At 33.2% G+C, this 23,017-nt stretch carries 22 protein-coding genes and 1 other RNA gene; all 23 read left to right on the top strand.

The window, feature by feature from the left end; all coding sequences use genetic code 11:
- Window positions 1-523: 523 nt before the first annotated feature.
- The gene (locus ACSVDI_RS05955) at window positions 524-997 is read left to right on the top strand and encodes a hypothetical protein (protein ID WP_457945393.1); all 474 of its coding nucleotides are present in this window, start codon (window positions 524-526) and stop codon (window positions 995-997) included.
- Between the two features lie 188 nt (window positions 998-1,185).
- Complete coding sequence (locus ACSVDI_RS05960; RefSeq protein WP_457945394.1) at window positions 1,186-1,413, top strand: hypothetical protein; 228 nt, start codon at window positions 1,186-1,188, stop codon at window positions 1,411-1,413.
- Window positions 1,414-1,591: 178 nt separating this feature from the next.
- Window positions 1,592-2,053: a hypothetical protein gene (locus ACSVDI_RS05965; protein ID WP_457945395.1), complete on the top strand. Its 462-nt coding sequence runs from the start codon at window positions 1,592-1,594 to the stop codon at window positions 2,051-2,053.
- Window positions 2,054-2,527: 474 nt separating this feature from the next.
- Window positions 2,528-3,385: a TnsA endonuclease C-terminal domain-containing protein gene (locus ACSVDI_RS05970; protein ID WP_457945396.1), complete on the top strand. Its 858-nt coding sequence runs from the start codon at window positions 2,528-2,530 to the stop codon at window positions 3,383-3,385.
- The gene (locus ACSVDI_RS05975; RefSeq protein ID WP_457945397.1) at window positions 3,366-5,525 is read left to right on the top strand and encodes a Mu transposase C-terminal domain-containing protein; all 2,160 of its coding nucleotides are present in this window, start codon (window positions 3,366-3,368) and stop codon (window positions 5,523-5,525) included. The genes ACSVDI_RS05970 and ACSVDI_RS05975 overlap by 20 nt, the downstream gene beginning before the upstream one ends.
- Window positions 5,503-7,194, top strand: coding sequence for an ATP-binding protein (locus ACSVDI_RS05980; protein WP_457945398.1), 1,692 nt, complete (start codon window positions 5,503-5,505; stop codon window positions 7,192-7,194). The genes ACSVDI_RS05975 and ACSVDI_RS05980 overlap by 23 nt, the downstream gene beginning before the upstream one ends.
- The gene (locus ACSVDI_RS05985; RefSeq protein WP_457945399.1) at window positions 7,188-8,900 is read left to right on the top strand and encodes a TnsD family Tn7-like transposition protein; all 1,713 of its coding nucleotides are present in this window, start codon (window positions 7,188-7,190) and stop codon (window positions 8,898-8,900) included. The genes ACSVDI_RS05980 and ACSVDI_RS05985 overlap by 7 nt, the downstream gene beginning before the upstream one ends.
- Window positions 8,901-9,069: 169 nt before the next feature.
- Window positions 9,070-9,246: a hypothetical protein gene (locus tag ACSVDI_RS05990; RefSeq protein ID WP_457945400.1), complete on the top strand. Its 177-nt coding sequence runs from the start codon at window positions 9,070-9,072 to the stop codon at window positions 9,244-9,246.
- Entirely contained in the window at window positions 9,243-11,636 is a 2,394-nt protein-coding gene (locus ACSVDI_RS05995; protein ID WP_457945401.1) for a hypothetical protein, read from the top strand. Before ACSVDI_RS05990 ends, ACSVDI_RS05995 begins: the two co-directional genes overlap by 4 nt.
- A 619-nt stretch (window positions 11,637-12,255) precedes the next feature.
- Window positions 12,256-12,720, top strand: a complete 465-nt coding sequence (gene smpB, locus ACSVDI_RS06000; RefSeq protein WP_457945402.1) for an SsrA-binding protein SmpB — start codon at window positions 12,256-12,258, stop codon at window positions 12,718-12,720.
- A 129-nt stretch (window positions 12,721-12,849) separates the two neighbouring features.
- Window positions 12,850-13,222, top strand: a transfer-messenger RNA (tmRNA) gene (gene ssrA / locus ACSVDI_RS06005).
- Between the two features lie 171 nt (window positions 13,223-13,393).
- Window positions 13,394-14,545 (top strand): tyrosine-type recombinase/integrase, encoded by a 1,152-nt coding sequence (locus ACSVDI_RS06010; protein WP_457945403.1) that lies wholly within the window; start codon window positions 13,394-13,396, stop codon window positions 14,543-14,545.
- A gap of 273 nt (window positions 14,546-14,818) precedes the next feature.
- Window positions 14,819-15,154: a hypothetical protein gene (locus ACSVDI_RS06015; protein WP_457945404.1), complete on the top strand. Its 336-nt coding sequence runs from the start codon at window positions 14,819-14,821 to the stop codon at window positions 15,152-15,154.
- A 208-nt stretch (window positions 15,155-15,362) separates the two neighbouring features.
- Window positions 15,363-15,929 carry a recombinase family protein gene (locus ACSVDI_RS06020; RefSeq protein ID WP_457945405.1) on the top strand — a complete coding sequence of 189 codons (567 nt, stop codon included), beginning with the start codon at window positions 15,363-15,365 and terminating at the stop codon, window positions 15,927-15,929.
- A 428-nt stretch (window positions 15,930-16,357) separates the two neighbouring features.
- Window positions 16,358-17,689, top strand: a complete 1,332-nt coding sequence (locus ACSVDI_RS06025) for a restriction endonuclease (protein WP_457945406.1) — start codon at window positions 16,358-16,360, stop codon at window positions 17,687-17,689.
- 426 nt (window positions 17,690-18,115) lie between these two features.
- Window positions 18,116-19,048, top strand: coding sequence for a hypothetical protein (locus tag ACSVDI_RS06030; RefSeq protein WP_457945407.1), 933 nt, complete (start codon window positions 18,116-18,118; stop codon window positions 19,046-19,048).
- Between the two features lie 196 nt (window positions 19,049-19,244).
- Window positions 19,245-19,466: a helix-turn-helix domain-containing protein gene (locus tag ACSVDI_RS06035; protein WP_457945408.1), complete on the top strand. Its 222-nt coding sequence runs from the start codon at window positions 19,245-19,247 to the stop codon at window positions 19,464-19,466.
- Between the two features lie 486 nt (window positions 19,467-19,952).
- Window positions 19,953-20,189 carry a hypothetical protein gene (locus ACSVDI_RS06040; RefSeq protein WP_457945409.1) on the top strand — a complete coding sequence of 79 codons (237 nt, stop codon included), beginning with the start codon at window positions 19,953-19,955 and terminating at the stop codon, window positions 20,187-20,189.
- 45 nt (window positions 20,190-20,234) lie between these two features.
- The gene (locus tag ACSVDI_RS06045; RefSeq protein WP_457945410.1) at window positions 20,235-20,534 is read left to right on the top strand and encodes a hypothetical protein; all 300 of its coding nucleotides are present in this window, start codon (window positions 20,235-20,237) and stop codon (window positions 20,532-20,534) included.
- Entirely contained in the window at window positions 20,531-20,875 is a 345-nt protein-coding gene (locus tag ACSVDI_RS06050) for a hypothetical protein (protein ID WP_457945411.1), read from the top strand. Before ACSVDI_RS06045 ends, ACSVDI_RS06050 begins: the two co-directional genes overlap by 4 nt.
- Window positions 20,876-20,886: 11 nt before the next feature.
- Window positions 20,887-21,576 carry a metallophosphoesterase family protein gene (locus tag ACSVDI_RS06055; protein WP_457945412.1) on the top strand — a complete coding sequence of 230 codons (690 nt, stop codon included), beginning with the start codon at window positions 20,887-20,889 and terminating at the stop codon, window positions 21,574-21,576.
- A gap of 425 nt (window positions 21,577-22,001) precedes the next feature.
- Window positions 22,002-22,286, top strand: a complete 285-nt coding sequence (locus ACSVDI_RS06060; RefSeq protein WP_457945413.1) for a hypothetical protein — start codon at window positions 22,002-22,004, stop codon at window positions 22,284-22,286.
- Window positions 22,287-22,653: 367 nt separating this feature from the next.
- Window positions 22,654-23,001 carry a hypothetical protein gene (locus tag ACSVDI_RS06065; RefSeq protein ID WP_457945414.1) on the top strand — a complete coding sequence of 116 codons (348 nt, stop codon included), beginning with the start codon at window positions 22,654-22,656 and terminating at the stop codon, window positions 22,999-23,001.
- Window positions 23,002-23,017 lie beyond the last annotated feature (16 nt).

Raw genomic sequence — 23,017 nt, forward strand, 5'->3', positions numbered from 1 at the left:
CCGACCTGCCAATAGAGAATTTTCCGCTTTGATTAGCGACTCCATGCTTGTTTTTTTAAGCATTATATTTGCTGTGTTATGAAAATCAAATTTCTGCATAGATTTTTTTGTAAAAAGTAGAAACAATAAGAACCTAACTATGGGGGTGGGGTCTTATTGTTTCTACTTTTAGAAATTATGAAGAATAAAAACAAATTGTATAAAATTATGAGCCTTATTAGTATATACCTTTCCTCTAGGTTGCCATTGAAGTTTCAAAACATTGTTTTTACTCTATTAATCAAAAAAATAGATATATAATAATTTGATTTTTTTCATTTCGTATGTATAATATCAACAAAATTATTTAAGAACAGGTGTTTATCCTTAAGACATTATAATATTACATTTTTGTTACAATTTCCAAAAAAATAGCCCATAATACAAAGTCTTAAAAAAACATCTGTTATACTAAAAGTAGTTAGTTTTAAAAAGCAGTGGCCATTGCTTTATATAAAAAATAGCACAAAAGGAGAGATGAAATATGATTAAGAAAGTTTATGAATCTTTTCCAAGGTTAGTTTATTCAAATTCAATTATCAATGAATGTGGTGGTTACTTCCAAAATAAAATTGACAAAGAAGAAGCATTAACTCAGGAAGAAATGACTATTGCTTCATATCTATTAAGTTATTTGCCAACACAGGTCAAATTGACAAAGGATGAACTCAAAAACTATTTCACTAAGGAAGAAGCATTAATGCTAATTTCACTATTTACTAGCACGTATTTATATAATTTTTCGGCAGCCAAGGAAAAACTAATTTCAGATGCTAAAGCAGCCGTTTACTATGAATCTTTCGATGATGTTTATAATAGTGGTGGCGAAAAACTTATTAGCAAGTTGGAAAAACTTACAGAGTTTCAGGCATTTACGGTTCTAAGTATGATTGAAGAAGTATTTTTTCAGGGAAAAGTATCTGATGAAGAAATGAAAAAAATATTTAATATTGATTAGTTACTGATATATCATTAGATATTATAGGAAAAAAGGTTTTAGTAGTAATCTAGGCTACTAAAACCTTTTAATTAGGATAATCAGTACGATTTAAAGGGATGAGTTTAGAAAAAATCGCTCCAAAATTTGATTTGATAGGTTTTATCTATATAATACCTTTAAATCAAAACTGAATGGAGTGATTATTTATGAAAGGCGTAACGATTTTTGGGAATTTCACTGTATTGGGAACTTTTATGCTTAATGGAGTGCAAGTTGATAAAGGCTTTGATGAGCGGCTTAATATATTTTATAGAGCAAATCTTTATATAGAAAATGATGAAGATGATACTAACGGTACATTTATTGAATGTTACTATAGGAGTATTCCTGATTTAAAGAAAGAAATCAATTGTTATTCGATAAAGCAATATTAAACTTAAGGATTGATGAAGTCTATTATGCAAAAGGTGCATCAACTAATTTACTTTAATTTATATGAAATATTATACTCCATTGCACTATTTAAGAAACTTGAAAAGAGTTTATAGTCCTCTTTATATTATTTGAAGTTCTGGAAACAGGAATTTTATAATAATAGGGAGGGCTTATAACATGCTGTTGAGAGCAGAAGAAATTTATATGAAATTTAGAGAAGAAACCATAAAAATTGTAATTCCCAAAATGCTGCTGCTGGTTTTAATACAGCAGATAAACAGGCACCTGGAAGTGTTAAATTATGAACAGGGGACTATAGATAACTTTGCTATACAAGATGACATGAATAATGCAGAAATGATAATGACAAAACTGCTTATTTTAATGTCAGAGCCAAACAATAAAAAACAGATTCTATTTGAACTAAATATAGCAGAGTTTTTAATTCTGCGGGATTGCGTGTACTGTAATAATTCATTGCTGCATCTACAAGCAAAGATGAAGCCTCAAATCATAAAGGTTTATAAGAAGTTTTACGAGTATATTGAAAACATCTTCGGAATGATAGACAGCGATGAAGTAAAAGCATATTGGGATTACATAAAAAACTACAAAATTAAAGGCAGTATACTCCAGTGAATCAGTGAATCAATGAAAAAAGGCATTGATAGGTGCTAAATTCTACCAATGCCTTTTTTATTACTTCAATTTACCCTTTTCATACATCCTTTGTATTTTGCTGGTAAAGGATAGTAGTATAATGAATGAAAAACCTATTAATAGGCCGATAATAAATCGTATGACAATACTTTGAACGGCGATTGAAAAAGGTATTAAGAATATGTTTCCAAGTATAAGCAATTTTATAGTTCTAAAAATACTTCCTCTCATAATACTTTAATACCTCCATATGCAACTATTAGATAAAATTTTACCTGACCACTATATCCTATTTCAAATTAAATTTAACATTTAAAATAAAGTTGTTTTATGATAAAATTAAAATACACAGCATAAATGGATTAAAATGCCATTGACACAGACATCTTAACGATGCCTTGAGTCAGTGGCATTTTTTTGTTTGCAATTTCTAAATTAAATGGAGGGAACAAGATGGCTAAAAGAAGTAATAACTGGGATGCAAAGAAATTAGATAGATGGATAAAAGAGGGAAGAGGACAGGGAGAAGGAGAAAACTATAAACCCTGGTTGGCGATTCAGGACTTTCCATCGATGGGTAGGGTAACGAGAGTTTTTGGATGGACAACCAATAGAATTCATCATTTTTTTTCAGATACGCAATTAAAATATTTTTATTTATTAGATTGGGAAGAAAGGGTTATTGATATTCGGGAGCATTATCCCCTTATAGATTTAGAAGTAGTGTTAAAAAATACATCGGATTTAAAACTAGACAAATTTATGGATAAGAAAACAAAAGAACCCTACATATTAACTACAACATTTCTAATTACCCTGTTAAATCCTGATGGTAAAAAGAATTTCGCTGCAAGAAGCATAAAATATGCATCTGAATTAGAAAAACAGAGTACTATTGAAAAATTGGAAATTGAAAGGCGGTACTGGGAGGTACAAGGAATTGATTGGGGTATTGTAACAAATAAGGACATCAACGATGTTAGGGCAAAAAACATTGAATGGATTCATTCTGCAATGACTTCCGATGGCTGCAACGGACTTTCCAGGGAGGAGTTTGATGATTTGCTAGATGGACTTTTATATAGATTCGCTGATAATAAGCAGAACATAAAGAACATCATATTAGGATTTGAAAAAGACTATTCATTAGATGTGGGAACGGGACTGTTCTTATTTAAACGCTTAATTGCTGATAGAAGAATTATTTTGGATATGGATAAGTCAATAAATCTTAATCAAATAGGGAAATCAATTTGCATACCTGAAATAAGTGGCAAAGGGGGAAATAGCAGTGTTAAGGTATACGGTTAATTCTTTAATAGAATGGAAAGACGAGAATGAAAATTCTAGTATAGAGAGGCTGTTGTGGCTGGATGGTGAAATAGCCTATGTAATTGATGTAAATAAAAATAAAGTTCCTTATCTTCGCAAGATGAAGGATATAGAAGATGCATTGATTGAGGGTAAGGCGGAAATAAAAGAAGATGATAAATACATTATTGTATTAAAGGAAGAAGAGATACCCGAAAAACATAAGGAAATTAGGAATAAGGCTTGGAGAATAATCAAAGATATGATAGGTAAAGAGCCTGATATTTATCAATTTGCTTTTAGAAGAAAGTTGATTAAAAGTGCATCTGAAACCTATGGGATAAGTGAATCATGGGTTTTGGAATATTTAAAAAGATATTGGAAAAGGGGGAAAAATTGCAATGCTTTATTACCAGATTACAGAAACTGTGGTGCAAAGGGCAAAGAGAGAAAGGCTAGGAATATGAAAAGAGGAAGACCTAGAGCCAATCAGAGTATTAAGGGTGAAGGAATTAATGTAACGGAGGATATTAAAAGAATATTTCGCATCGCCGTCAATAAATATTATTATACTACAGCAAAGAATTCCTTAACCCTTACATATGAGTTAATGAGAAAAGAGTATTTTTCGGATGGCTTTAAAGAAGAAAATGGAGTAAAGGTACCAATTATAAAACCACAATCAGAAATCCCTTCTTTTGGACAGTTTCGCTATTGGTTTGAAAAAGAACGTAATATAAAAAAAGAAATAACTAGTAGATACAGTAATAAAAAATACCAAAAACAGTATCGTCCTATTGTAGGTACTTCATTAAACGGGGTACTACAACCAGGGGAGTTTGAAATTGACTGTCAGGTGGGAGATGTTTATTTAGTATCAAGATTCAATCGAAATTGGATTATAGGTAGGCCTGCTATTTATGTCGTCATTGATAAATTCAGTAGAATGATATGTGGAATATATATTGGTTTAGAAACTGGCTCTTACATTGGTGCCATGATGGCATTGCTTAATGCAACAACAGATAAGGTTAAGTTTTGTAAGCAATATGGTATAGAAATAGAAGAAAAAGATTGGCCAGTTCACCATCTACCAGAAAGTATAACCGCTGACCGTGGAGAACTAGAGGGAGGAAACATTGAAAACCTTATAAATACTCTAAATGTAAAAGTCCAAAACACTCCACCATACAGGGCGGAATTAAAGTCCGCTGTTGAAAGATTTTTTGGTCTTACCAATGAAAGAGTTAAACCATTCCTTCCAGGCGTAGTGGATTTAGATGGAAGAGAACGAGGAGATAAAGACTATAGGGTAAAAGCAAAACTGGATTTATTTCAATTTACACAGATAATAATAAAATGCATCTTATACCACAATAATTACTATCATTTAGATTATTACAAGAGAGACCAAGATATGGTTGAGGATAATGTTCCATGTATACCAATCAAACTTTGGAATTGGGGTATTGCGAATAGGGGTGGTACACTTAGAACAGTTTCAGAAGATGTTGCAAAATTAGCATTGATGCCATCTGATACAGCCACTATAACTCCTAAGGGGATAAGGTATAAGGATATGTATTACGCAACAAAGACCATGCTTAAAAATGGAGTATTTGCTGATGTACGGGCTAAAGGAAGACGGAAGATAAAGATAAGTTACGACCCTAGAGATATGAACTATATTTATGTGTATGATGAGAACCTTAATGAATACGAAAAATGCTTTTTAATAGATGCTAATAGTAGATATAAAGATAAAGCAATTGAGGAAATAGAATATTTGTTAGCGGTAGAAAGAATGCAGAAAGAAAAGAATAAAGATTCTGTGGCACAAGCAAAAACAAAACTGATTGCAGAAATAGAAGATATCGTAAAACAGGCGGATGAAGATTATAAAAGGGAGACAAGTGCTGCAGAGAGCGACAGGCAGAGGGTAAAAAACATAAGGGGAAACAGGAAGATTGAAAAAATAGCAAGAAGGGCGGAAGAAGCATTTAAACTAGGAAATAACGAAGGAGATTATGACAGCAGCGTATTTAATGAAGAAGATTTTGAAGAAGGGATTAATACTCTGCAGTTGCTTTTTAAAAGGCAGAAGGAGGTGCTGAAGGGTGAAGAAGATAATAATTCCTAATGGTAGCATGGCAGAAGAAGCACAATATAAGGAACAGGTAATACCAGATTATCAGGATAATCCTTTCATAGAAGCACTTCCAAATATTCTTTCTCCTCATAAAGTGGTAGAAAAATTGGCTTTTTATCCTCAATACCACCAAAATGAAAGGAAGTTGGACAGCCACTACCGAATTTATATGGTAGACAGGCTCTTTCAAGTCTTTCAGCCCTTACCCATGAATATAGAACTGGAAAGAAAGATATCACGTGCACTGCGTCAGGGATATGTTTTTCGAAATCCATTTGAAAGCAAACTGGCTCAGGGCTTTTGCAGAGACTACTATGGAACGAATCCTGTAAATTTAAAGGATGATGACGGATTTTATCCATCATCCTTTGGATTTACTCTAATAGGTATATCGGGATTAGGGAAGACATCCTCATTAAAGCGTATACTAAATATGTACCCACAAGTTATTGTTCATTCGGAGTATAGGGGCATTCCTTTTTCAGCATATCAGGTAGTATGGGTAAAATTAGAGTGTCCTCATGATGGGTCTATCAAGGGATTGCTGTATGAATTTTTTTTGGAAATAGACAGGCTGTTGGGAACCAACTATTATCAAAAGATGATGAGAACAAGGACAACAGCAGATGCCATGATGACAGTGATGAATCAGGTAGTCAGAAACTGTTCTTTAGGCATATTAATTATAGATGAAATCCAGCATTTAAGCATGGCTAAATCGGGAGGAAGCGAAAAAATGCTGAATTTCTTTGTAAACCTTGTAAATAATGTAGGGGTGCCAGTTATTTTAGTGGGAACCCCAAAGGCAGTTAAGGTACTTCAGGGGGATTTCAGACAGGCACGCAGGGGTTCAGGTCTTGGAGGCGATATGGTATGCGACAGGATTCAAAAAGATGAGGTGTGGGATTTATTAGTAAGTTCTATATGGCACTACCAGTGGACAAAAAAAGAAACTCCCCTTACTCCTGAAATAAGCGGTATTTTATATGAAGAAACGCAGGGAATACCTGATTTATTAAAAAAAGTCTATGCTATTGCTCAAGCCTACGCCATTTCATCAGGAAAGGAAGAGATAACCCCATATATTATTAGAAAGGCGGCGAAGGAGAACTTAAAATTAGTACAGCCAATGCTGACTGCATTAAAAACAGGGAATATCAGAGAAATTGCTAAGTACGAGGATATCTGCATGGCAGGTGTTGATTTCAATGACTTTTTAACCTGGACGAAAGAAACTATTAACCTGGATTTGCGGGCAACGGAAATAAAGAAAAGACAGAACAAAATGAAGCAGGAAAACCTCATGGAACAAAAAAAGGAAGGCGTATTAAAACTTGTTGATTTAGGCGTAGATGCTAAGAAGGCTGAGAAAATAATTGATACTATGCTTTCTAAAAATCAGGATGTAAGTGCAGAGGGCATGGTAGAAGATGCGATGGCGCTGCTTAAAGATGATAGGATTAAAGAAGAGATGAAGAAAAAGGGAGTAAGCAAGGTAAAAGGAAGAGAAGGTAACAGGACTGTAACCAATTTTTCTGATATTCGCAGTATTATTGGACAGGGGAAAAAAGATAATAAAAGTGCTTATGAGGCTTTAAAGGAATCAGGGTATATTATAAGTTTTGAAGATGATATTTTTTCCAGGGAGGTGGTATGGTGAATTTCTTTCCTATACCATATCCAGATGAACTTTTATACAGTACGCTGGCACGCTACTGCATAAGAAGCGGAAATATAAGAGAGATACATAATTTTGAGGATTTGTTTGAAACGAGAAATTGTATAGCAGTAATGGAACTGCCTACACAACTTGATGCATTAATTAAAAATATGCCTGTCAGTACAAAATATACAGCAGAGTATTTTATATACAACCATACCCTATTTCCTTTCCTTGCTGCATTCATTCCGCAGGAACGGGCTGATAAAATAATCCAAACTATGAGAAACGGCGAGGGTGCCGTTTCCTACATGAGAATAGGGTTAATATCAAATTCCATCAATCTAAATAAATACTTTAGATTTTGTCCTGAATGTTTTAAAGAAGACATAGAAAGATTTGGAGAGCCATACTGGCACAGAAGTCATCAAATTACAGGGGTGTTTGTATGTTCTAAACATAAAATACCCCTGTATAATAGTACAGAACTTATTAGAGCAGGAAATAGACAAAGGTATATTGGCGTATCTCATGAGAACTGTATAGTAAAAAAAGAAATAAGTTATTCAAATGATTTGATGGAGAAGATGCTTTGGATGGCAGAGGATGCAGAAATACTTTTAAACAATCAATTTGGATTTATGGAGCCTGAATGGTTTCAAAGTCAGTTTCGGGTTAAGTTGGTTGAGAAAGGCTATGCAAGGATGAACAACTATATACATCAAAAGAAGTTAAAGCAAGACTTTGTAGACTTTTACGGTCATGAATATTTACAACTTGTTCAATCTCCTGTATCAAAGAATAGCGGAGGTTGGCTATCAGATATGATACGAAAAAATAATAGAACAACTTATACAGTAAGATATCTATTATTAGCGAGGTTTCTTGATATTCCTGTCGCTGATTTGTTTAATATAAAACTTGGTTTTAATGATGAAGATGAGAATAATATTGATACTTATCAGGAACTGTGGGACCAGAGACTGATAGAACTTGCCCAGTCAGGATTATCGATTCGAGAAATTGCAGAAGTATTAAAATCATCCACCAAGACAATTAGAAAAAGTATCAATAGACTTGGGATTGAACCATTTTGGAAATTTAACGGCGGTGGAAAATACCTTCACAAAAAGTATACTGATACTGATGAATTTAAAATAAAAAGAGAAAAATTCAGGAAGAAATGGCTTCAACTTCACGCTCAGTATGCCGATATAAGTAGTAACCAGATAAGAAGAAAAAATGATGGATTATATACATGGCTGAAAAAATATGATAGCGAATGGTTAGAACAAAACTATCGCAGGATAAAAACAAATGTTAATAGTGTTGATTGGGCTAAAAGGGATGCTGAATTGCTACCACAAGTAAAAGAAGTTGTAAAAGAGATGAAAGAAGGCAAACCTGAACGTATAACTTGGACAACCATAGGAAGTAAATTAGGGATTAGTGGATGGCTTTCTAAGAAGAAAGAGAAACTTCCATTGGTAAAGGCATATATAGACTCAGAAGTAGAAAGTCTGGAAGAATTCCAAATAAGAAAAATAAAATGGGCTATTGAAGAATTAGAAAGGCAAGGAAAAGAGATGACATTATGGAATTTGGCTGAAACAGCGGGGGTTAAGCCAAGGTACATGGGAAGGATTTATAAGGAAATTAATCAAATATTAGATAGTAGGGGATGTAGTTGTAATTTTAAATGGTAGGTATAGGGTCATATATAAGGATAACAAGTTTCTTTATGTGGTTTCTATATGAAGTATGAATAATAAATTTATATTATGGGAAATAGAGGAAATTGAAGATTCATATCGAATAATATACTATAAAGAGTATTTTTTGTCAGTAACTTTTAGAAGGTTGGGGTGGATAAGGATGGATGATAAATCGTTCGCATCCGAAATATTGTATAATACAATTGATAAACTAAATTTACAACAAGATTGGTTGCAAGAATATAGTAATATTTTTAAAGATTTGTTTGAACAAAATAAATATGATAATCAGGAGGAGATTTATAAGGCTATTGAGCAGGGGGTTAACAAAATATGATAAAAAGTATTGAAATTGAGAATTTAAGGGGAATAAGGTGTAATACATATTTAGATTTAGATAACAAATCTTTAATTATTTTTGGTGAAAATGGTAAAGGTAAAAGTTCAATTATTGATGGTATTGAATATGCATTAACAAAGGATATTAAACATATTTCATCATCATGTAGAGAAGTATCATTACAAAAACATGCTCCTAATATATCTGCGAATTTTCAAGATATAAAGGTTCAAGTGGAGTTTCAAGACGGGAGTATATTATCCAACCGAGAGGAACCTAATGAAAGTACAATAGCATATAAAATAAATAATAGCGTAAATGGAAATATAAATATATTAAGACGTTCTCAACTATTAAATGCAGTTTTTGCTCAACCCAAGGAAAGATATGATTTATTAAAACAATTCTTACCACTTACCGAAATAAATAAATTCGAAAATGCTTCTAAAGGGGTAGTTGATAGATTTCAAGAGGAATTAAGTCGTCTCAAAACAGAGATTGAGAATCATAAGAGGAGTATTCAGTCTGCTCTTGATATAATGGATTTAAATTTAGTTACTAATGATAATATTATCTCAATACTTATAAATAGAGGAAAGCAATTTAATTTAGGAGTTCTAAAGAATTTAGAGGAAATACCAGAATACATAAAAAAAGTTGATGATTATGTAAGAAGCATGGGTAATATCAGTAATGATGCAGTTATTAGGAATCTTTTGAATTTATTAAATGAAGTAATTGATAAAACATCACCTGAACAATTCGCAAAAAAAATTTTTGAGAATATTAACTCAAAACTTGATTTAGTTCAGAAAAAAACGATTGTTTTTTATGAGGAATTTCTTCTTACAGGTATTCAATGGTTACAGGAAGATAATAAATCTTTATGCCCATTTTGTGAAAGTCCTATAGATGTATCAAGTGTTATAGAAAGAGTAAAAAAGAGAATAGATGAAAACTCAGAATATTCAACAATTAAAAAGGAATTTCAAAAAGATTATAATATATTGCAGTCAGAACTTAAATGGTGGAAAGATAATGTAATTAAGATTAGAAGCATAAATAAAGAACTGAATGACGATAATATAGAATATTTATGTAAAATTATCGAGGACAATATTGAAATATTTATAAAATTGCTTCCTAAAAGTATAGAAGAAAACATTATTGAAAAGAATCTACCAAATTGGGACCAATCTATTTACATAAATGCTAATCACCTAAAAAATAAGTATAGTGACAAGGTGCTTCCAAATAATACTGTTTTATTAGTTGACCAAGCAATTAGATTTAAAAATGACTTAAAAGTTGTATATGATAATTTTATATATTTAAATAAGAAAATTAATAAATATAATCTTTTTTATAAAAGATATTTAATAACTAAGCAATTTTATGAAGAATTAGTTCGTCAGCGTAAAAATTCCGTTCAAGAAATTTACAATGATATTAGAGAGGATATTAATAGTTACTATAATAGGATGCATCCTGAAGAAAATATAGGTGGTATTGATTTAAAAATAAAAGATTCTTCAAGCAAGGGAAGTGCTATAATAGAAGCAAGTTTCTATGAGAAGGATAGTGAAGACCCAAGAGCATATTATAGTGAAGCGCATCTTGATACTTTAGGATTGTCGATATTTTTAGCGTTATATAAAAGAGAATGTTTAAAAAATAAGGATTTAAAATTTTTAATTTTAGATGATATACTTACATCAGTTGATGCTGCACATAGAATTAATATAATAAATCTTTTGTTTACTGAATTCAAAGAACATCAATTAATTATTACAACTCACGATATTGTTTTGTATAAGGAAATTCTTGAGTTAGAAAAATTATATGGTGGAAATAATAAGTTTAGAAATATTGAAATATGCGAGTGGGTGAAAGATGAAGGACCTATACTAGATGATACTAAGTCAGAAATTGAAAAATTAATAGAACTTATGAATAATCCTAGAACAGATAAAAGTATACTTGCTTCTGCGACTGGTCTTTTCTTAGAATTACTATTATCAAAATTACGATATTCTCTAGAGTTATCAATTCCTGCTAAGTATCAGGATAAATATACAATTTCTGATATTTGGAATAATTTATATTCGCAACTAAAGAAGAATAAAGAATTTTATAATTTAAACTCAAAAGTATTGGATGCCATAAATAGTTCTAAGTTTATTAGAAATACAAATGGGTGCCATTATAATGAGTGGGCACAAGGAGTATCTAAGGATGAAATAAAACAGTTTACAAATAATGTTATAAGTTTTTATGAGGTAATATATTGTAGTAAGTGTAATTCTTTAATAAAAAAGAATAATGAAGATTATCAATGTAATTGTCCAAATTTGAAATATCAAAAAAATAAGTTGTTAATTTCATAACTACTGGATTGCATGTTGGATTTAAATGAAAACATTTATTTACAATATTATCAAGGTTTTAAACCTTTTCACTTAAACCTATATCTATGTCTACATCAAATAAACTCCTTTCATTTTGCAAATTCTTTTTAAAATGCAAATAAAGTTGTTTCAGGAGACCATAGGAAAAAGGTTTAAGGAATGCCTTGGAACTATGGTTTTTTGTTTAGAAGATTGATAGGTATAAGGAACAAGGAATAAGGTTGAAAGCCAGATAAATCAACGGATTAGAAGATTAGATGGAAAAGAAAATGGAGAGGAGAAATGGACAAAATCCCCCCTTAATCCTTCCCCCTTAAACCTCAATCCTAAAAGCACTTTATTTTCATTTTTTGCCCTAAAAATTGAGAAATGAAAGAACTTTAGGAAGTAAGGAATAAGGAAAGAGGAATTAAATGGGAAATTGGAAGAGAATAACAAGCCAGTATTCTCAAGGGTTTGAGGGGTGTTGGTGAAAGGAGTTTATTTGAAAAAGGAAAGAAGTTTGTTTGATGAACACATTATCCCATATAAAGTGTCTTGACAATTCGGATAAATTATGCTATTCTCTGAATCCAACAGAATAGAAGGAGGGCTTTTTATGGCGTCTGAAAATTTAAAAACGATTGCTCAAAATAAAAAAGCTTTCCATGACTATTTTGTGGAGGAGAGCATGGAAGCTGGAATTGAACTTTGCGGCACCGAAGTAAAATCGCTGCGCAAAGGGCAGGTAAACCTGAAGGATTCCTGGTGCTCCATTGTCAAGGGCGAACTTCTGGTGAACGGGATGCATATCAGCCCGTACGAACAGGGGAATATCTTTAACCGTGACCCTATGCGGGTGCGCCGCCTGCTGATGCACCGGCGGGAAATAATGCGCCTATTCGGTTTGGTGAAGCAGGATGGTTATTCCCTGATTCCGCTTTCTGTGTACCTGAAGGGTTCCCTCGTAAAAGTGCAGGTTGGTCTGTGCAAGGGCAAAAAACTGTACGACAAACGCGCCGATATGGCGGAACGCGCCGCGAAGCGCGATATCCAGCGTGCCATAAAGGAGCGGAACCGGTAAGCCGCTGGAAAAGGTTCTGGTAAATATTTTTCACAAAGTTGAATTGACTTTTTATCGGCGCATATTATAATAAGGATGGATCACATTAAGAAGTGTGTCTATCCTTCAGAAGAGCAATACCGTTTATATGGGGATGTAAAGGTTTCGACGGGGATTGCGAGCCTGAGTAAGCGAGTAGCGACGCGGAACGCTTTAATTTCGCACCTTTAAATTAAATGACAAAAATTCTAACGCTAACTATAACTACAATTATGGGATGGCGTACGCAGCCTAATTAACGCTGCCGTCTTTACCGGGAGTACCGCGGCCTGGATAAAGGCGTCGATGAGCGGTGAACGTGAACAGGAGGATGCCTTTGCTCCTGTCATGACTGAAAGGCTACTAATGCGCTGAGCCTGCTTATGGGCGCGGCGCAGAGGGAATGTTAAACCATAAGCTATACTCGTAGAAAGCTCTGGTAAGTGATTTTCGGACACGAGTTCGACTCTCGTCATCTCCACCATGAATTAAGCACTGTATCGCAAGATATGGTGCTTTTTATTATAAATTTTATCTATATATAGTGCATATTAAAATTAACAATACAATAGGTAGACATTTAGGTAGACATCTCTAAATCTAAGTGCTATAATGTGATTATCAGGTAGACATTTTTGAAAGCTGGGTAGACATTATGGCACGGAAAACAGTAGAAAAAAATATATCCTATGACAGCGGCAAAGACTTGTATTACGTCAATATGGACTATGGCAAAGATGAAAACGGAAAAAGAGTAAAGGTTTCAAAGACTTTCCGAACAAAATCAGAAGCTAAAACAGCATTGAAAGAATTTGAAGCGAATAAGACAAAAGGGCAGTTGGTCATACCAAAAAAGACAACATTAAAGGAATGGCTTGACTATTGGATGGAAAACGTGGTAAAACCTAACCGACAGCTTACAACATATCATTTTTACAAAGGTATGATTGACAAGTACACTTCTCCACTATTGGGTTCTATTCCTATTCAAGATTTAAAGCCGACACAGATACAGAAATACTATACACAACTAAAGAATCAATACAAATTATCGCTGAATACAATCAGAAAACACCATGATATGCTTCATCTTGTGTTAGGGACAGCAGTCAAGCAGGAACAAATATTGCAGAATCCGGTTGATAAAGTTGAACCACCGCAAAAGCAGCATAGAGAAGCTAAATTCTATCATCTTGATGATTTGAAAAAATTATATCAATTGGTGAAAAATACTGATTTAGAGGTTACAGTTAAGTTAGCAGGGGGATTAGGTCTTAGGCGTGAGGAAGTATGCGGTTTAAAGTGGAAAAATGTTGATTTAGATAATAAAAAAATAAGAATCTGCGAAGCACGGACAATAGCCGGAACAGAAATTATTGATAAGGATACCAAGAATCAATCATCAAATAGAACGCTTTCGATTCCAGCGGACATTGTTGAATTGCTATTAACAGAAAAAGCCAGACAGGAGAAAAACAAAGAATATTTCGGTGAACTGTATGAGGACAGCGGTTATGTAGTGGTTCGTGATGATGGAAAACCATATAGACCAAATTATCTTTCTGGAAAGCTTAAAAAACTGATTGATAATAGCGAATTGCCGCCTTTAACGATACACGGCTTACGCCATACTTTTGCCAGTGTCGCAAATGAACAAGGAATACCATTGTTTGAAATCGGCAAGGTTTTAGGCCACTCTACACCATCAACAACAGGAATGATTTATACTCATATGTTTGACGATACCCATCAGGCAACGTTAGAAAAAGTTGCAGAAGCAGAAAGCCAAAAAGAAAGTAAGGAATAACCGCTGTGGCTATTCCTTATTTTTGTGTGATATTTCTCATTTATAGGTATAATTTTTATTACCGAACAAGTATGTTATTTTTACACTTTTTTGGAGATAAAATACAGTAATCATGCGGATTTTTTAGACTTTACCGAACATCATTCCGAACCACAAATAAAAGCTGTAGATACAACAAATCTAAAAAGCCTAAATATTGACAATATTTTACAGAATGATATAATTTTATACTAGATAAGTATAGCAAAATGTGTTTTGAAAGGTAGCGGTAAAATGAAAGATATTATTGTTCAAATTTGTGTGCCAATTTTAACTGCTTTGCTTGCATTTATTAGTGCTACATATAAGAGCAAAATAGAATTAAACAAGCAGATTCAACTCAATAATACTGAAATTGAGAAAATAAAAGAACAATGTAATAACGAAATAGAAAAGATAAAAATCCAGATGGATAAGCAATCAGAACTATACGAAAAAAATGCTCAAACGGATGTTGTGAAAAGTTTCTTTGATAAAATGCTAGATAACCCTGAAAATGCTATGGATGTACTGAATGGTATGACGCAAGTTTCCAATATGATAAATCATCCCAATAATAACAATAAATGAAAGGCTATAGTAATAGACTGCTAATACATAAGCTTTTAATAGTAACAAATATGTCATTGGAGTATACCCATGTGACAATGTATAAAATGTGTCATATAAGCCGTAAAACAATATTGAAATATATGTCATAAATAAAGTATATCCTATTGACATACACGCTGATTGATGGTATAATTTAGGTACAAAATCAATCAGGAGAGTGATTATAATGAAAGTAGGATATATCAGAACGTCAACAGCAGAACAGAATATCGCTAGACAAGAAATTCTTATGCAAGAGTTAGGCGTGGATAAAGTTTATGTCGATCAGTTAAGCGGTAAAAATACAGAGCGTCCTCAGCTTCAAGCTATGTTGAATTACGTTCGTGAGGGTGACACCGTTATAGTTGAATCTATCAGCAGATTTGCAAGGAACACGAAAGACCTATTGGAACTGGTTGAACAGCTGAAAGAAAAAAACGTAACCTTTATCAGCAAAAAAGAAACCATTGACACCAATACAGCAGCAGGACAATTCATGCTAACTGTATTCGGAGCAATGGCACAGCTTGAAAGAGATTATATCTTAGACCGACAGCGTGAGGGCATAGCGGTTGCAAAGTCCAAAGGGGTATACAAGGGTAGACAAGCAATAGAAGTCGATACAAAAGCCTTTGAGAGTGTTTACAAGGCATGGAAAGCCGGAGATATTTCAGCAAAAAAGGCTATGCAAAAATTAGACTTGAAACCGAATACATTTTATAGGAGAGTAAAAGAATTCGAGAGCGGAAAATAAACCGCTCTCTTGCTTTATACGCTTATACAAGCTTATTTCAGCCACTTTCCACATTTTAATGAAAGTATTAAGAGCGGTTAGTATGCCCCACAGTAACCCCATAGAAGGGGAATTCTATCTTAGTATGTATTTATGTTAAATTATAAAGAATTACGGCACAAACTATTTGACCTTATAATTTACCTATAAGAGTATAGAAGCTGCTAATTACTTCTAAAACATAAGCAGAATAAATTAAAAACAGTATCGTGGGGGTATTTTACATTTTTCTCGATATTATTTTCTCTATAAATGTGCATAGTTGTTTCATTCGTTTCTTACAGGCTGTTTTTTGTACCGAATAAATATATTTTATCAATGTTACCATAATGATATTGTGATATAATAAAGAAAACTGGTTTGACCATATTTATTTGAGGAGGATTTCAATGATTATGGAATTAAAAAAAATGGAAGTGGAAAATGTTCAATTTTGGGACGATAAAAGTAATAAGTTTTTTGATTTTCCATTAACGGCAAAGTTTGAGGAAAATAACATAAGATTGTATTGTGCGGGAAAACTTGTTTCCAATATCATTGAACTTCCGAAAGATATTTTAGTCCCAGTGACTGTAACCCCTACTAAATATACAAATTATATTGTTAAAATAGCGAATTTAGTTTTTTGTATGACTAAAGCTCAAGCAGATACAGTTGAGAATTATTTTAAAGATTATAATAAACAGATTGAAGATTATTTAACCAATGAGAACAATAGAATATGTTCGATTTGTAATAATTTGAATAATGATATAGTAAACATGGCCGCTAACTTGTTAGAATGTTCCGAATCAAAAGTATTGCTAAATCATGATGCATTCATTATTTTACAAAGATTATTTGGTGTTAAACGATATGATGATTATGAAATGTTTGATAGTAATGCAACTGAAAACAAAAAGTTATTATCTGAAATGCAACCATTATATCAAGCAATAAACGATTTTTCTGATATTTTGGAAGAAGAATACGGAATTGAAGAAGATGACAAAAAGCATTGTGCGTGGGAACTTATTACAAGAGCAGCTCCGAAGCACTTTGCGCCTATTTGGCAAGAAAACTATGAAGTATATCTCGATATTAAACTAGCAGAAAATATTTCTAGTGAAGCTGATGGTATGCTAGATAGATATATTGAATCTGTTATAATGTGTAACGAAATTAACCATGAAGCCGAAGCAGTTCTTGCTTATTTTACATTTTATATAATGTATAAAAAATACATAGTCGGCGGTAACTATTTTCCTGCATTTTTTGAAAATGTTAAAGCTGCTTTTGAAACTATAGGAGAAAAACTTCGTAAAAATTCATTTAAGAACAGACTCAAAAATAGTGACACGATTACAAAGCCTACCATTTGCTATACTTTAGATGATGTTGATATGATGAATGGAAATGAATTTGAGCATTTTATTTGTGAATTATATTTAAAAATGGGATATAGTGCCGAAGTAACAAAACAGTCCAGTGACCAAGGAATAGATGTAATTGCCCAAAAAAGCGATAAACGCATTGGCATTCAAGCAAAATGCTATAGTGGCACTGTAGGCAATTCAGCAGTACAAGAAGCAGTAGCTGGAAAACGATTCTATGATTGTGATAAAGTTATAGTTGTAACTAATAATTATTTTACACCATCTGCAATTGATCTAGCCCAAGCTAATGATGTCATACTTTGGGACAGGAATATATTAAAAGAAAAAATCACAGAATTATTTTAATTAAAAGGTTATAAATAGGAATTTATGAGTGGGTGAAATTCCCACTCTTTTTATTGTTAATTTTTATGTGGCTATATTAGAATTTTACGACCATACAGCAGGGTTGAATAATGTTATATGTGAATTTTTTGTAAACAAAAGAAAAAACACTTGCCATATTCATAGACAAGTGTCATAATATAAGTTGGAGAATACGCCCAAAAGGTGAATCTCTACATTCTAATTGCGAGTTAGAATGTATTTCCCATTACTAATTGAGATATTCAATCTTATTTCTTCAATTTTTACTATCCTTATGATACCACAAACAATCCATATAATTGTAAATAAATTGTGAACAAGTGTGAAATATAAGGTAAATTATGAAAGTGGGTTGATATATCACGCTATCACGTTCAATGCAGAAAGGCTATAGGTGTAAAGACATTGAACAAAGAAAAACTTAATAAGATGAAAAATATGAGCTGCGGAATACATACTATAAGTATTGCTACAAATGACATCATTTGCTGTAAAAGTGATAAGGTTAAAGAATGTATTAAAGCAGACAAAAACAGAGTAAATCCATCAACAGGCGAAATCATTTATAAGGCAATCATCAATCCAAATAAGTTGAACGGATATATAAGCACTTATGAAGATTTGCAAAAAGTATTTCCTGTAATTATACATGCAATGGGAATCAGCAACTATAGAATCGCACGAGCAGATTTTGCAGTAGACAGTTTTGAGGATAATTATAATGAACTACATAAAATAAATAAGTGTATTTGCTTATTGTTAGCAGTTGCCTATCATATTAAAAACAGATATGAAAGCACAGACCCCCTATCCCTAGATCATTTGACTACAAGGGTGCAGAACGAATATTTAGAGTGCGAAAACTATAATAAAGATATTGAATCTGATCATACCAGTCCAGTCTTTAATCGTTTGGAATTTAGAAGTAAAGCAGTTTTAAAGATTAAAAAGGAAATTCCAATATTAATGGATGATTGGTGTAATAGGTTGGATTATGCCGTGTGCTATTTTGATAAATTACAGGATATTTGTAACGATTACCTTATCAAAAGATGGGGTGAAGAAAAAGATATTAAGGTCAAAAGTATATCAGAATTTCTCCGCAAATATCAAGATAATATTTATTCTTCTAGGCAAATAGTGAATTTTTACTCCAGATTGGGTTTTGATAAGCCGGAAAGTAAAGCAAAGAATTTCAAGAGATATAATAGTATAGAATATTTCTCGTTGAATGACTTGAAATCTTATACCGCTATTATCAAGAAATTATTAAAGGCATATGTAAAAACGAATAATAATAGTGCGGTAACAGCACCAAATAGCGATTCTGTATTATAAGAAAAACATTATAAGATGTAGCTTTTTAAGACTTATAACGATTATTTTATGCGTTAATACATACCCTTTAAGAAATAATTATTAGGAAGAAAATAAACAATTTAGAGCATTGATAATATAGCATCAATTAGTAATTTAATGATTAATCGATTGGACGTTATCTCCGATTTTTTAATAATGATTGGAGATTGATACTTTGCAGATTTGTAACAATAACAATGCATCAGTAGTTTATACAGTAGATGAAATCAGAAACATGTTGAGAATCGGTAAGAATCAGGCATATGAATTAGTAAACAGCGGAAAATTCCATGTTCTTCATATAGGAAAGAAAATTCTAATTCCAAAAATAATATTTGATAATTATTTACTCGGAAATGACGATCACGAACAATTACAAAGTAAAATAGTATCATAAGTGAAATTAAGGGAAATACAGTATACGAGCAATTTTAGGTAGACATTGGGTAGACATGAAGTAAAAATAACATAGGTTAGCGTAAGTGATTAGGGGTGAAATTGTTCCCTCTAAACAGCTTAAAACATAGACTACAAGCCATGAAAAGTGAATAGGAGTGATAAGAGAAGATATATAGAAAATGTGTTCGACTCTCGTCATCTCCACCACACAATGCCGCAATCCTTGTGAAATCAGGGCTTGCGGCATTATTTTTTATGTTGTACACGCCGAGTACACGCCAAAGGATATTAAAATATCAATGAATCAACTTAAAAAGATCTCGATAACTAACTTGATAGGATATCAGAAAGTAAGATATAATGAAGTTGAGGAAATGTTGAATAGGATTACGATATGCAAAGAATGCTAATTCTCCTGATGGTCGGAAATTGATTTCAATGAGATGTATCGAGTAAGTGGGTTGATTTAGGAGTGGAATGATAAATGAGTAATTTTAGTAGTAAGGAAATAAAAAGATTAACAGGTGAACTGAATAAGGTAGCAGAAGAATTGGAATGTGAAATGGATGAAGATAATATTATGACACTGCGTTTTAGAGCAGCGGTTATTTTAGAGAATATAAGGGCACTTATTAGAGGTTGTCCAATTGCGCGGTATGATAGTGAAACTAAACAGTCTTATTTTTTGTACCCAGATGGAAGTAAAAGCAGTCATATATAGCAAAGATGGTAAAGTGCATTTATTATTATGGAGGGTTGACCTACTATGAGAAAGAACCAAGTAACAATTAAGATTCAAAGGTTTGGAGATCAGGTTCCGAAAGATTATCCTGAACATGCACAAGAAATATCCGTTTATGCTGATTCAAATAATTTATATGAAGCGTTGGCAGCTGCGTTTAGTGGAGTCCTTGAAGAAGTGAGAAAATATGAAAATATTCCGTCTTTCGGGTGTTGTGAACCCCGGTCAAACGCAGGAGCTGATCCACACGATCCTGTGAATCAATATTTTTGGAGATACATGGGGGGAAGAAAGGATAATGAGAAAGGGGATAAAAAGGAATGAATTATCGGGACGGGGTTGCTATTTTTCAGCAGATGGAGAAGTCAGGAAATGACTTGGATAAGTATTGGAAACAGTTATATTTAAGTGTTTTGGAATGTGCTGTAGACTACGCACAAGTGAGGGCAAGATGGCTTTTTTTGACACCAGTGGAACGGTCAGAGGCTGATAGACGTAGAACTATTCAACATGATGCGTTTATTTCTTCTCTTAACGTGTTGGCTCGTTATGCTACAAAGAATGATTACGCTACTGATTGGGTTAAGGTGTTAGAATGTGATAGAAAAGAAATAGGGGATTTTGCTTGTTATATAGCATGTATAATTGGTTTAGAAAGTAGATAGGTAATAAAAAGATGATGTATGTTACTGGAGATACACATGGACTATCTGATATTGGTAGAGTTGTTAATTTTTTTGCTGATGAGTCCGAAAAGCAGATTTTAACAAAAAAAGATTATCTTATTATTCTTGGTGATGTAGGTGTTTGTTGGGACAATGGTGAGAATGATGATTCGGTTAAGATGGTTTTAAAAGAACTTCCTGTTAGTACGCTTTGGATTGATGGAAATCATGAAAATTTTGATATATTGAGTGAATATAATGAGATCACTTGGAACGGTGGAAAGGTTCAAGAGATTGAGCCAGACATAATACACCTTATGCGTGGGCAGGTGTATCAAATCGAAGGAAAAACATTTTTTACCTTTGGTGGTGCATTTTCTACGGACAGATCATCCCGCGTTGAAGGGGTTAATTGGTGGCCGGAAGAGATGCCATCCAAAGATGAGTATAAACAAGGATTAAATGCTTTAAAGATTCATGATTTTAAAGTTGATTTTATTCTTACGCATACGGCTCCATATGATGTTGTTGCAGAACTTGGCGTAGAGATGCTTGATGAAGAAAAACAATTTCAACAATATCTCCAAAGAATAGCCGATAATACAGATTTTCAAGAATGGTTCTTTGGGCATTATCATGAGAATATAGAAATTGATAATGGTTTTCATGGAGTTATGGATGACATAATTCGTTTGCTGTAGAGGAAAAGATATAAGCAGAGGGGATTGCTATTCTCTCTGCTTATTTTTTTCAGCGGAGCGACAGTGGGGTCGAGGGGACGCGTCCCCTCGGTCGGCTTTTTATCTGCGAGTGAATTTTATGCGAATGATTTGGGGGGCGGGAATAATTTTATTTTCTATGCAAAGTGTAGCGCTTCTATTGGCATAATCGTGGAATAACAACGGAAAGCTTTCTGTATTATCCGGTGTATCGGTAAATATGGGAGCTTTTTTTATGTTGGTTCTTGTTTAATGCCGCGAAAGTTCGTTGATGGCCGTCGGTGCTGTAAGCTTAAAGTTATGCCGCATTTAGTGCAGAGTAAATGTCAAATATATGTTGACAAACGATAATATATGTAGTAATCTACATATATAGATTACTACTAAATTTTTAGGAGGTCTCACTTATGAAACAGCAGGAAAAGAAAAGAAGACAGGTCAGCTTTAACATTGATGACAACTTATATATTGAGTATAAGAAGTTAATGCTCGAAGAAAGAACAACTCCTACTGCTGACCTAACGCGCTATATTCAGAAAAGAGTTAATAAGGGTGCTAGTTCCACGGATGACGAAGAGTGCAAAGATTCCTCATGGGATGACGCCATGTCCCTAATGTATCCCAATCTTGACCCTTCGAATCTTTCGGAGATGGAGCAAATTGGTGAAGATTTGTTAGATAGAGATGATTGAGGTGAATAAAGCGAATGATGATGTTTCAACACAAAAAGAAATTTACAATATGGGTTATGACCAATATTGCGTTGCTCTTGATAATATTCTGGGGTTGGGCTGAGTCGATTTTAATGAAAACCATACCGGAATTTTCCCATTGCTATTGGGCAACTAGAGGATATGACATGACTTATCGCGTTATATGGGAAAGTTACCCAAATAACTTGTTCGGGCAGAGTATCCAATTCCTTCATCGACATGTTTTAATAAGCCCCAGTAGCGTTTCATTGCTTATCTCGGTGTTAAGTGTTTTAACTTGGATGGTTCTATTTTTTATTCAAATACTGATTATTAATGCAAGAGAAGAAAGAAAGGTGTGTTTAAAATGATTTCATTAAAAAATCTTGTAATTGATGCCCCTGCCACTATTGGGAAGGATATTAAGTTGGTAGGAATTTCTCCATCTTATGCCTATGAGGGAGAGAAGAAAACTGATACTGTCGAGGCTTTCAAACTGGAGGTACTTTGTCCTGCTCTTGGATATGAGAAGCTGACTGTGAAAGTTGAAGGGGCAACTCCCCTCATTCCCGAAGATGAATGGGTGGCGGGTAGTGCTTTGCCGATTTTCTTTGATGGTCTCGAAATTAAGGCATGGCAGGATTTTCATACAAAGCAAATTCGTGTTTCTGCTTCTGCGAAAAGTGCCCGACTTTTACAGGTGCAGAAAGGATAAAAGGTTAAGATGAGAA

The organism is Caproiciproducens sp. LBM24188 (genome assembly GCF_054130445.1).

Coding starts and splice junctions, on each gene's coding strand:
- ACSVDI_RS06065 (WP_457945414.1), top strand. CDS start 22,654: ATGATTTCATTAAAAAATCTTGTAATTGATGCCCCTGCCACTATTGGG.
- ACSVDI_RS05990 (WP_457945400.1), top strand. CDS start 9,070: ATGGATGATAAATCGTTCGCATCCGAAATATTGTATAATACAATTGAT.
- ACSVDI_RS06020 (WP_457945405.1), top strand. CDS start 15,363: ATGAAAGTAGGATATATCAGAACGTCAACAGCAGAACAGAATATCGCT.
- smpB (WP_457945402.1), top strand. CDS start 12,256: ATGGCGTCTGAAAATTTAAAAACGATTGCTCAAAATAAAAAAGCTTTC.
- ACSVDI_RS06010 (WP_457945403.1), top strand. CDS start 13,394: ATGGCACGGAAAACAGTAGAAAAAAATATATCCTATGACAGCGGCAAA.
- ACSVDI_RS06055 (WP_457945412.1), top strand. CDS start 20,887: ATGATGTATGTTACTGGAGATACACATGGACTATCTGATATTGGTAGA.
- ACSVDI_RS06025 (WP_457945406.1), top strand. CDS start 16,358: ATGATTATGGAATTAAAAAAAATGGAAGTGGAAAATGTTCAATTTTGG.
- ACSVDI_RS06050 (WP_457945411.1), top strand. CDS start 20,531: ATGAATTATCGGGACGGGGTTGCTATTTTTCAGCAGATGGAGAAGTCA.
- ACSVDI_RS05955 (WP_457945393.1), top strand. CDS start 524: ATGATTAAGAAAGTTTATGAATCTTTTCCAAGGTTAGTTTATTCAAAT.
- ACSVDI_RS05960 (WP_457945394.1), top strand. CDS start 1,186: ATGAAAGGCGTAACGATTTTTGGGAATTTCACTGTATTGGGAACTTTT.
- ACSVDI_RS06015 (WP_457945404.1), top strand. CDS start 14,819: ATGAAAGATATTATTGTTCAAATTTGTGTGCCAATTTTAACTGCTTTG.
- ACSVDI_RS05985 (WP_457945399.1), top strand. CDS start 7,188: ATGGTGAATTTCTTTCCTATACCATATCCAGATGAACTTTTATACAGT.
- ACSVDI_RS05995 (WP_457945401.1), top strand. CDS start 9,243: ATGATAAAAAGTATTGAAATTGAGAATTTAAGGGGAATAAGGTGTAAT.
- ACSVDI_RS06045 (WP_457945410.1), top strand. CDS start 20,235: ATGAGAAAGAACCAAGTAACAATTAAGATTCAAAGGTTTGGAGATCAG.
- ACSVDI_RS06040 (WP_457945409.1), top strand. CDS start 19,953: ATGAGTAATTTTAGTAGTAAGGAAATAAAAAGATTAACAGGTGAACTG.
- ACSVDI_RS05970 (WP_457945396.1), top strand. CDS start 2,528: ATGGCTAAAAGAAGTAATAACTGGGATGCAAAGAAATTAGATAGATGG.
- ACSVDI_RS06060 (WP_457945413.1), top strand. CDS start 22,002: ATGAAACAGCAGGAAAAGAAAAGAAGACAGGTCAGCTTTAACATTGAT.
- ACSVDI_RS05965 (WP_457945395.1), top strand. CDS start 1,592: ATGCTGTTGAGAGCAGAAGAAATTTATATGAAATTTAGAGAAGAAACC.